12 protein-coding genes and 1 pseudogene are annotated in these 9269 nt (G+C 59.1%); 6 read left to right on the top strand and 7 right to left on the bottom strand.

Annotation, left to right across the window (positions count from 1 at the left end; all coding sequences use genetic code 11):
• Positions 1-54 precede the first annotated feature (54 nt).
• On the top strand, positions 55-873 hold the full coding sequence (locus O7A61_RS16580; RefSeq protein ID WP_337130724.1) for a transglutaminase-like domain-containing protein: 819 nt from the start codon (positions 55-57) through the stop codon (positions 871-873).
• Positions 874-1072: 199 nt separating this feature from the next.
• Here the strand turns inward: O7A61_RS16580 and O7A61_RS16585 are convergent, their stop codons facing one another.
• The 3 genes from O7A61_RS16585 to O7A61_RS16595 form a co-directional block, all read right to left on the bottom strand.
• Complete coding sequence (locus tag O7A61_RS16585) at positions 1073-1267, bottom strand: hypothetical protein (protein WP_337130725.1); 195 nt, start codon at positions 1265-1267, stop codon at positions 1073-1075.
• A 21-nt stretch (positions 1268-1288) separates the two neighbouring features.
• Positions 1289-1450 (bottom strand): hypothetical protein, encoded by a 162-nt coding sequence (locus O7A61_RS16590; RefSeq protein ID WP_337130726.1) that lies wholly within the window; start codon positions 1448-1450, stop codon positions 1289-1291.
• Between the two features lie 74 nt (positions 1451-1524).
• A complete protein-coding gene (locus O7A61_RS16595) occupies positions 1525-1794 on the bottom strand; it encodes a hypothetical protein (RefSeq protein ID WP_337130727.1) in 270 nt (89 codons plus the stop codon).
• Here O7A61_RS16595 and O7A61_RS16600 point away from each other — a divergent pair.
• On the top strand, positions 1784-2185 hold the full coding sequence (locus O7A61_RS16600) for a hypothetical protein (protein WP_337130728.1): 402 nt from the start codon (positions 1784-1786) through the stop codon (positions 2183-2185). The two genes, O7A61_RS16595 and O7A61_RS16600, sit on opposite strands and share 11 nt — an antisense overlap.
• Before the next feature lie 836 nt (positions 2186-3021).
• Here the strand turns inward: O7A61_RS16600 and ligD are convergent.
• The 3 genes from ligD to O7A61_RS16620 form a co-directional block, all read right to left on the bottom strand.
• A complete protein-coding gene (ligD, locus tag O7A61_RS16610) occupies positions 3022-4794 on the bottom strand; it encodes a DNA ligase D (RefSeq protein ID WP_337130729.1) in 1773 nt (590 codons plus the stop codon).
• Positions 4795-5336: 542 nt separating this feature from the next.
• A complete protein-coding gene (locus O7A61_RS16615; protein ID WP_337130730.1) occupies positions 5337-5549 on the bottom strand; it encodes a hypothetical protein in 213 nt (70 codons plus the stop codon).
• A gap of 22 nt (positions 5550-5571) precedes the next feature.
• A complete protein-coding gene (locus O7A61_RS16620; RefSeq protein WP_337130731.1) occupies positions 5572-5958 on the bottom strand; it encodes a hypothetical protein in 387 nt (128 codons plus the stop codon).
• A 172-nt stretch (positions 5959-6130) separates the two neighbouring features.
• Between O7A61_RS16620 and O7A61_RS16625 the strand changes: the two genes are divergently transcribed.
• A complete protein-coding gene (locus tag O7A61_RS16625; RefSeq protein WP_337130732.1) occupies positions 6131-6499 on the top strand; it encodes a hypothetical protein in 369 nt (122 codons plus the stop codon).
• 69 nt (positions 6500-6568) lie between these two features.
• Positions 6569-6832 (top strand): DUF6894 family protein, encoded by a 264-nt coding sequence (locus O7A61_RS16630; RefSeq protein WP_337130733.1) that lies wholly within the window; start codon positions 6569-6571, stop codon positions 6830-6832.
• 210 nt (positions 6833-7042) lie between these two features.
• Here O7A61_RS16630 and O7A61_RS16635 read toward each other — a convergent pair.
• Positions 7043-7295, bottom strand: a pseudogene (locus O7A61_RS16635) (helix-turn-helix domain-containing protein); the annotation flags it as partial.
• A 1162-nt stretch (positions 7296-8457) separates the two neighbouring features.
• Here O7A61_RS16635 and O7A61_RS16640 point away from each other — a divergent pair.
• Together O7A61_RS16640 and O7A61_RS16645 are read left to right on the top strand one after the other, a co-directional pair.
• Positions 8458-8625, top strand: a complete 168-nt coding sequence (locus O7A61_RS16640; protein WP_337130734.1) for a hypothetical protein — start codon at positions 8458-8460, stop codon at positions 8623-8625.
• A 146-nt stretch (positions 8626-8771) separates the two neighbouring features.
• On the top strand, positions 8772-9140 hold the full coding sequence (locus O7A61_RS16645) for a hypothetical protein (RefSeq protein WP_337130735.1): 369 nt from the start codon (positions 8772-8774) through the stop codon (positions 9138-9140).
• Positions 9141-9269 lie beyond the last annotated feature (129 nt).

Consider the following 9269-nt stretch of genomic DNA (forward strand, 5'->3'; position numbering starts at 1 on the left):
TGTTTTGGGGAACACGGAGTTTGCCCGGATCCTGAATTAAACACTGGAGCATCGATGCGGATCCGCGCAGGTTTCAACCTTACCTACGAATGTCCGCAGCCAACACCAATGCTGCTGGTCCTTGAGATCCACCCATCGCGCCGCGTCGATTTGTTAACAGAACAGGTTATAGGCTTTGATCGCCCGCTTGGAGCCCGCGGCTACATTGACGCTTTCGGTAACGCCTGCACGAGAATAGAAGCGCCCGCGGGGCGGACGATGATATCGACGAACTTCGAAATTTACGACACCGGCAAGTCCGATGTCATCGTGCCAGACGCCGTTCAGCACGACATCAAGGAACTACCGGACGACGTGCTCAGGTTTCTGCTCGGCAGCCGCTATTGCGATACTGACCGGCTTGGCGACTTCGCCTGGGCAAATTTTGGCGATACCACGCCCGGATGGGGGCGGGTGCAGGCGATCTGTAATTTCGTGCACGATCATATCGCTTTCAGTTACCAAGCCGCGGACCCAATGCGGACCGCCTATGGGGCTCTCGCCGATCGAACCGGGGTCTGTCGCGATTTTGCGCATCTGGCAATCTCGCTGTGCCGCTGCATGAATATCCCTGCGCGCTATTGCACCGGCTATCTGGGCGACATTGGCGTGCCTCCGGCGCAGGATCCGATGGATTTCAGCGCATGGTTTCAGGCATATCTAAGCGGTCATTGGTTCGTATTTGACGCTCGGCATAATCGCCCTCGCATAGGCCGGATCCTGATGGCGACGGGTTGCGACGCCACTGATGTTGCAATCTCAACCAGTTTCGGCGCATCCAGACTTGCTCGATTCGAAGTTGTCACGGAAGAAGTCCAAGCGGTCAACTGCTAAGGGCCGCAGCGCATACGAGGGGCCTGCCCGCCATCAAGTCGAAGTCTCACCTGGCGGGCTTTTTTCGTGCGATGGGACAACACAGAGACATCGCCCGCGGGCGAGCAGCGGGCAAGTCCTTGCAGAGGGCAGACCGCCCGTGGAAGCCAGCCGGCAAAGAGACAGAAGTGCTAGTATCGCGGCGCGTAGCCGCCGAAGTTCAAATGTCGCGGACAATCTCCGGCTTCAGCCATTCGTGCCAGGGCCTCTCGTGCCACATCATCTGCCGGAGGTCGCGCATGTCCACCGGCTGGCCGCACACCTTGCACAGATGGAAACAGTCTCGTTCATCCCCCGGATCGGCATCGTGCCGCCGGCCTTTGACCGGCGGGCCAAGGTCGGACAGCTTCGTCATTTCCCGCGCAATCTCTTGGCTTCACGTTCCGAGGTGTTTACGGTCGTTGCCGTGCTGCCTGATCAGATCGCGCACCGGTTGCGGTGTTAACCCTGTCTTCTGAGCGAATAGCGATCTCGTAATTCTCGCTAGCGGATATGCGGTGCCGATCCCGGAAACTTTCTTGCTCTTGTCGTCGGCCATCTTACGTCCTCCATCTCCGGGCTACGTGGCTCGTAGCGGTTTTGTTGCAGCGGCGATTTCCGAAGCGGAAGTCGTTATGGGAAGTGAGGTGCATCACCATCGACCAGTAGCCGCTCGTGCGTCGAGAAGGAATGCCAGACCACTTGGCGCGCGTCCCGTTCATCCACCATCTGGCCGCACTGCGGGCAGCGGTAGAAATACTCACTTTCGTGGTCGGCAATTTTGCCGTTGAGATGAGGTTCAAATGGGCCGAGATCGGATAGCTTAATCATTGTAATCATTACAACATTAAATTTAGCTAAAATGTTCCGGAACGAAATTGGACGCTGCATCTTGAACAGCAAATACCGCAGCGGCGAGTCGACCGCCTGGCTAAAGACGAAGGCCTATGCCATCGACGAGTTCGACCTGCTTGGCGTTGAGTGCCAGGCCGGCAAGCCCGCCTTCGCGCTGATGGCGGACCGTGAGACCGGGCGCTATGTCGGTTCGGCCTTTATCAAGCCCGGCCGTGGGATCCGCGAGCGGCTTTGGCAACGCGTGCAGGAACACGCCGGGCCGGCACCGAAGGGCATGAATCGGCCGGCGACGCAATGGTCAAGCCGGGCATCGTCGGCCGCGTCAGGCACCTACGGGGCGAGGAGGATTTTCGCCGTGTCGCTGCAGGATTTAGGGAAAAGCATTGAGGCCAGTGGGACGCGCGCCGCCAAGCGTGGTCCCGCACCAGCGGGACACTAGCTGCTTTGAATGGAACCTTGTCGAGCCTTTCCTGTTGCAGGCTTTTTTGCGGACTGCTGCGCCAGTGCCGATCTGCTACAATCCCTTATGGCCGGTCCGAATAGTGGTTGTCTTGGCGCTTCTTTTCGCGTTCGCCTACGGATTCGCAAAACTCGTGGAACGTTATGGCAGCGTTGGCGATCGGCAATCTCGATGTGGTCAATTGTCGACCCTTGGTTGCCCGGACCCGAATACGCCACCTCTCGCGCCTCAACCAAACGAATAGAACCTGGCAAGCATTGGTGAGCGGAACTTGAGGGTAACGCCGAGCTGACGATGAGTTCGCACAGAATGTGAGCCGTCCGAGCATAGGCGTCGCGCCTTCCAACGTTGGTGACCCACTCTCGATATCTCGCTGCGTCCATCAGAGTAGAGCGCCACAACACCGTCGCTAGCGCCGTTGATGCGCGCCGTCACTAAGACGATCCCCGCGAAAGGTTCCGCGCCCTGTCTACTTGCCATTGATCCGATCAACCCGCCAGCAATGCTGGCGGAAACGATCCCAGCCAGTGCTGTGGGTGAGAACCCTGCACCCTGAGGAGCAATCCCAAAGCCAGAAAATGCGCTCAGGCAGAATAACCCGCCAAAGAACGCGGTGAGAATCGCGGCTGGACCGATCCCCAAGCCCGCCAACTCGTCGGGAGAGCCGCATTGCCTCCAACCGAAAACGAAAACCGCGTCTCGGCTCCGATACGAACCCGTGGTTTGTTAGCTCGTGCGGACCTTTGAGGTCGCTGCGATTTGCTGACGGCAGCTCCCGCTTCTGATCCAGGTTCGCTGCTCCGGTCCTCGCCGGATCAGGCTGCCTTCCTAGAGGCTGCCCTGAACGGATGATCCATGGTGAAGGCGTCGGGCCGAATGGACCGCTCAACCTGAGCCCATGTCACTGGATGCGCGATGGGAAACCCGGGGCGGGCTCGTGGGGAGAACGCACCTACGGCCGTGTTGCCTCTCCCGTTGCGAAGATAGTCGATGAAAATGCGTCCCGTTCGTGCTGCCGGTGCAGCGGACAAAAGGTAACGGTCGGGCTGAACGTGGATAAGACTTCGGGCAAGCGACTTGGCTAGTTGCCGGGCGCTGTCGTGGGTCATCTTTGGTTCAATAGGCGCCATCAAATGGATGCCCTTGCCGCCGGTGACCTTAGGCCAACTCTTCAGACCTGCAGCCTCCATGATGTCGCGAAGCGCCAGGGCCGCTTCGATCACCTGCTTCCATTCGACGCCCTCGCCTGGGTCGAGGTCGAGAACCACGCGATCGGCGCGATCGATGTCATCAATGGTGGCGTTCCAAGGATGAAGCTCCACCGCATCCATTTCGACCAGCCCGAGCAGACCAGCAAGATCGTCGACCCACACGCGCACTCCTTCGCCTCCTTCGCGCTTCTGGACGCGTAACTGATGCACGGCCCTCGGAATGTCGGGCAAGGGGCCCTTGTGATAGAAAGTCGCCCCATGGGCATGCCGGACCAGTTTCAACGGTCTGTGGCTGAGATGAACCAGAGCTTGGTCGGCAACCTGCTCCCAGTAGCCCCTAAGCTCATCCTTGGAAGGCGACACCGCGTCTGGGAGCAGCTGCAGGATGTTCTCACGAGGCACACCGCGTTCGTCGGCCTCGTGCCGCCGCTTAGATGGGGCGGGCGGCTTTGCGGGGATCGTGACGAGGTCTTCACGAAGGCCTTTAAATACCGCTTCCCGCAAGATGCCGCGGTCGGTCACGCCGCTGAACTGCACCTCGGCCAGAACGTCCGGCCTAACCCATGTGGCCTTGGGCTTGTCGATCGGCTCCGACAATGGCGACTTGTCGATAATCAGCGGGTCGAGCCGCTCGCGGACCTGCCGCGCGGTGATCAAGCTGTAGCCACTCTGAGCCTTCCCGGCATAAACCAGCCGGTCGCCTTCACGCCTGCCGATGTAGAGCGAGGCGACGCGACGCGGGTGAGCGCCAAGCTTCTCGACAAAAGCCACGATGGGAAAGGTGTCGCTCTTGATGCATTTGATCTTGACCCAGCTTGTCTGGACGCCGGAGCGATAGGGGGAATCGGCGCGCTTGGAGACGATGCCCTCCAACCCCATCTTGCAGGCGTGGGCGAACATGTCCTTCCCGCTTACGTCCAGATGCTCGGCATAGGTCAGGGTCGGAGCTGTATCTTTGAGCAGCTTCTCCAATGCAGCCTTGCGTTCCGAAAGCGGCTGCTGCCGGAAATCGCGCCCGTTGAGATGAAGCAGGTCGAACGCGTAGAACATGAGCCTCGACGAGTTCGGACTGCCTAGCTCCCGTTCCAAGGCTTGATAGTCCGGCAGCCCGGTATCGCCTAAGACCACAGCCTCACCATCGATGATCGCGGATTTCACCGGCAGGCTCGCCGCCGTCTGAACAATTCTCTTGTACCGATGCGACCAGTCGTAGCCTCGCCGGGTGAAGGCTCGCGCTGTTCCACCTTCGAGGATAAGTTGAGTCCGGTAGCCGTCGTACTTGATTTCGTGAAGCCAGTTGCCGCCATCAGGAGCTTTCTCCACCAGCGTCGGCGATTGAAACTCGATGAACGACAGCCGGTCTTCGGTCCTGCTCATGTGCTCGCGACTCCCGGAACCGGGAGTCAAACCGTGCGACGGCAATCAGTTCCGAGAACTTTAGCAAAAATGCATATAACGGGCTTGCGGAGCCAGTCTGAAGGGAGGAGAACCGCGCCACGCGACCTACGTCGGGCAGCTCCGCGCGTGCCCCCCGGTTGTCGCGTACGCGGGTGTATCATTTTAATACAATCCTCGATTGGTGGACTTGTGCGATACACCGGCAGCTAATTCGTCCGCCAGGCCAAAAAGGGAGAGAGGCCGCGAAGTGGGAGAAAGCGATGTCCGTGCAAAAAGAAGACTATCGAACGAACAGGGCTGACTATACGATCGCTGCGAAGCGCGGCGGTGCGCTTGCTGATGGTGGCGACTACGTCGAGTTACTGGCACGAAAAAAGAAGGCGCTTTGGCTTAAGGATCGGCGAACCGCCAGATTGGCCGCAAACCCCACGGAAAGTTCATTGGGATCCAGACCTAGACTGCGCGGATAGCGCCAGCCCTCAGTACGCTTGGCCGGCTTTCTGGATAAGCATTACGATCAGTCACGAATCCAGAACAATCGCCAAGTGCCGTGCTGCCGCACATTCCACAATCAGTTCTTCGAGGCCAGCATCAGTCAATTTGGTCCTCGTTTTTTTGCGAACAATCCTGATAGCCTCGTGAACGGAGATACGCGCGCGCTTGCCAAGATCATCAAGGTAGCGGCCGATCTCAATCACCGCGTCGGCGTCAACGTCCTTGGGCAAGTCGCGCATAGCCTTTCCCCCAACCGGGAAGCTAGACATGCTTGATGCAAAAAGCAAAATCCCGCCGCGACCTCAGGGTGCCGCTCAAAGGCTGAAATATGAGCGATGGCGATTGAGAGCGGCTGGCAGCCTGGGCTGCGCGTCGCTCGCCCGAAAAGCCGCATACCATCGCCTCGAATTCTACTTCGGTGTTGGAACGGATCAACCGCCGCTTTGGGGTCAGCGACGAGGCGGCTGACCGGGAGGGTGATCGGTTTTGGCTAACTTGCTCCATGAATTTTGATGCGCAGCTCAGGGGCTGCTGCACTCTAAGATCGTCCTCCACGAGGTGCCCGTTTCCTAGAATTGTCCCGGATGCGGTCAGCCGCTCGATCGGCGGAATTTGCGTCAAGTCTTCTGGCATAAAGTGCTTGGCCATGAGCCTCTGCAGCCGGAGCCGCCTGCGACAATCCTCGAATTTCCGTCGACGAGTACAGGGAAGCCACACTGAGCTGGGCCACACCCTATTCCCTTGGTATCAACCGACATTTGAATCCTTTACGGGCTGCATTAGCTTACACAAGTAGAGTCTTAGCTATTGGGAGGTAGCTATGATCGTAAGCCATATAGACATGGCGCAGGCGATGATTGACGCCAGCTTCCTGTCTCAGCACCGTTCTATGGCCGACATTACCTCACTTCGCGGTGACATAGCCCAAACCCGGCGCGCAATCGCGGCATCACGCGAGCTTCTAAAGCGGCTTCGCCAGCGCAAGATAGGGGAGGCACTCAGAGACGCTGAGCGCCACCGGGTATCCGCGTGGGAGGCAGACATTGTCCGCAAGGTCTTTCACGATTTGGTCGTGGAAACGAAGACGCCAAGGTCTCAATGGCGCGCCGTCGCTCAGTACCTGGTTCACGAGTTTACCGGGTCCGAGCGTGTCGAGCCTGCGTTGGTGGATTGGATCATCAGGAAGTAAGGCGCTAACCACTGCGCGGTGCAGCTTAGGGTCGAAGGAACAAAGGGGACGCCTTTTTGTTCGACTCCCATGGTGCTTTATTATTTCGATCTAACCGATAACGGAACCGCCTACCCGGACACCGAAGGCACCGACCTTCCGAGCCTGGAATCCGCTGAAGATGAGGCAGCAAGGGCGCTGCTGGAAATAGCAAAGGACAAAATGCCGGACGGCACCTTCCGAGAGGTCGCCTTGCATGTACATGAGGGTACCAGCAAACCGCTCTTTGTGGTAAAAGTCACGTTCGAACTATTACGCAACGGGTCTGATAGTGATGGAGCCGTGGGAACCTGAAGCCTTACGCAATGTCAGCGCTCGTATGTACCAGCGATGGGCGGCGGCACAGATTGACGATCTTCGCTTGAACATTAAGACACTCGCCGCGTTATCGAAGAGTCCCGCAAGCTGCTGGATCGGCTAGCAGCCAAGCCAAGCGCAATGAACCCTTAGGCTCGGAAAAGCCCCAGCGCTTTGTCCGGACCGGAGATTCAGGCGGGAGCTATCTCAGTGACTGGTCGGCGGCTTCGTGACAGTAACCACGCCCGCTATCGCCAACAGCCCCGCTCGATCCCGTATTATTTGTGACCTCTCCTCGCCGGGCTTGAATCAGTCCCTGCCCCTTGAGCACCTGGAATGCCAGCGTCACACCCGGGCGCCTCATCCCAAGCATGATCGAAAGGAAGTCGTGCGTGATCGCCAGCCTGTTGCCGATGAGGGGGTCCGCTCACATCAGGAGCCACCTTGCCAGTCTTTCCTGCCGCCAGATTGGGCCAACCAGCGTTGTGACTGCCGGCGGGCGTCATTCGAACGGATGAACCAGGTACCTGCCAGACAGTGGCGTCTAAGCGCTACTCCTGCTAGGCAGGCGAACGGGCCGCCGCGCGGTTTAGCCTGGGTCCCTGGTGTGCTATAATTGGCCTCATGGGACAGAAGGCAAAGCAGAAGGCGAACAACCAGGCGAGCGGGCACGAGAAGCCGAGTACTACGCCCGCAAGGTCGGCATCACCAGAGACGAAGCTCTTAGAATCATCCACGAAGCCCAGGTTCCGAAGCTTGCCATAGTCCACAGGGGGCGGCGCGAAGGCAAAATGGGCATCGCAGTCGGCCTTGTTCCGTTGTGCCCTGCCCTTCTTAGGAACGAGCGCGACAGTGTCGAGGCCGAGCGTGGCTCATCTGCGTCGCCTCCCCAGACAGCCACGCCTAATCCATGGGGCTCTACTTGACCGTGTGACCCTCGTCCTATCTTGTCAGCGCGCGGCGGAGCTCCGAGCCGCCATGGCCGGCGCGGTCAGGCACTGCGTCGGCCGCCTCCACGTCCACCTAGCGTGACTTCGTCGGGTCGACATTCGCAGGCTTGACGGAACGCTGTCCCAGCCGATCGGCCCTCAGACGAGCTGTCTTGGCTTCACGGGCTTTGCGCTCCGCATCGATGACGACGCGAGATTCGCGGTCAGCCCGTTCGTGCCTTAGCTTGTCAACCTTGCGCGGCATATCGGTCCCCTAAAATGGTCGCCCGCGCCCCTCGGCAGAAGCGCGGGCAGTTGAGGCCCGGACCTCAACCGGCGGCGAGCCCTGGAGAGCCACTGCCACCAATCTACCAACCAGCGACGGTCGTTCAGGTTCCAGGGCCGCCGCCTTTGCCGATCGCACAGGGCCCGCCTCACTGGCGAGGGAAGCGGGCCCGGCCAGGTCTCGGGGACCTGACCGGCAGCACGGGAGCTGCAACCAGCGCCTCCTCCATCTCGAGCACCTCCTGCATCACTGCACGGACGTGCAGACCCTGGCGATTGTATATTTGACAAACCCATGTAGCCAGCGGCTCCAATAAGGCGTAGGCTTATCCTGTCGCCCGCGCATAATCTGGCAAACGGACGCTTGGAAGAGAACACCAGGCTTTCGCCCTCAACGGGAGGAAAGCCATGTCCAGCGAGCGCGATAGCGAGCTTCATGCCGCCAAGGAAAAGCACGTCAACTGGTTGGTAGACAAAACCGGCGTCACCCATAGCCAGGCACGCGAGCTTATCGACTTGCTCGGCGTAGGCAGTCCACCATCGCTATTGCGCGAAGCTCTATTGCTGAAAAAGTAACGTCTTCCTCGCGATTTGGAAGCAGCTTGAACCAGACGATAGCCAGCATAGGCTCGGCACCGCTTCCGTTGGCAAACCGACGTTGAATCCAGTGGAGACGCGCTTTAAATAAAGGTACCTAAAGTCCTAGCTACTGGGAGGTAGCTATGATCGAAAGCGGTACAGACATCGCGCGGGCGGTGGTTGACGCCAGCTTCCTGCGACGGCAAGGCTCCATGGCCGGGAGAGCCGCCTTTCGCCGCGATATGGACCAGTCTCGGCGCGCAATCGCAGCATCACGCGAAATTCTAAAACGCCTTCGCCAGCGCAAGATAGACGAGGCGCACGGAGACGTTGAACAGCACCGCGTGTCCGCATTCGATGCCGACATTCTCCGCAAGGTCTTTCGGGATTTGGTCTTGGAAATGAAGGCGCCGGAATCTCAGTGGCGCGACCTCGCTCAAAGCCTGGTTCACGAATTTACCGCGTGCGAGCGCGTCGACGCTGCCTTGGTGGATTGGATCATCAGGAAGTAGGCGTGACCTGAGACCCTGAAGCTCCTCCAGTTTTTGGTAGAGTTCGTCCCGCTCAAGGAGACGGACGAATGAAGCGTTCACGGTTCACGGAAGAACAGGTCATCGCGATTTTGAAGGAGCAAGAGGCGG

The sequence above is a fragment of the Mesorhizobium sp. Cs1321R2N1 genome (genome assembly GCF_037179725.1).
Taxonomy (GTDB): Bacteria; Pseudomonadota; Alphaproteobacteria; order Rhizobiales; family Rhizobiaceae; genus Mesorhizobium; species Mesorhizobium salmacidum.

Bases quoted from the DNA above. Each gene is read 5' to 3' on its own strand.
- O7A61_RS16585 (WP_337130725.1), bottom strand. From the start codon at position 1,267: ATGACGAAGCTGTCCGACCTTGGCCCGCCGGTCAAAGGCCGGCGGCAC.
- O7A61_RS16615 (WP_337130730.1), bottom strand. From the start codon at position 5,549: ATGCGCGACTTGCCCAAGGACGTTGACGCCGACGCGGTGATTGAGATC.
- O7A61_RS16580 (WP_337130724.1), top strand. From the start codon at position 55: ATGCGGATCCGCGCAGGTTTCAACCTTACCTACGAATGTCCGCAGCCA.
- O7A61_RS16640 (WP_337130734.1), top strand. From the start codon at position 8,458: ATGTCCAGCGAGCGCGATAGCGAGCTTCATGCCGCCAAGGAAAAGCAC.
- O7A61_RS16630 (WP_337130733.1), top strand. From the start codon at position 6,569: ATGGTGCTTTATTATTTCGATCTAACCGATAACGGAACCGCCTACCCG.
- O7A61_RS16620 (WP_337130731.1), bottom strand. From the start codon at position 5,958: ATGGCCAAGCACTTTATGCCAGAAGACTTGACGCAAATTCCGCCGATC.
- O7A61_RS16590 (WP_337130726.1), bottom strand. From the start codon at position 1,450: ATGGCCGACGACAAGAGCAAGAAAGTTTCCGGGATCGGCACCGCATAT.
- ligD (WP_337130729.1), bottom strand. From the start codon at position 4,794: ATGAGCAGGACCGAAGACCGGCTGTCGTTCATCGAGTTTCAATCGCCG.
- O7A61_RS16645 (WP_337130735.1), top strand. From the start codon at position 8,772: ATGATCGAAAGCGGTACAGACATCGCGCGGGCGGTGGTTGACGCCAGC.
- O7A61_RS16625 (WP_337130732.1), top strand. From the start codon at position 6,131: ATGATCGTAAGCCATATAGACATGGCGCAGGCGATGATTGACGCCAGC.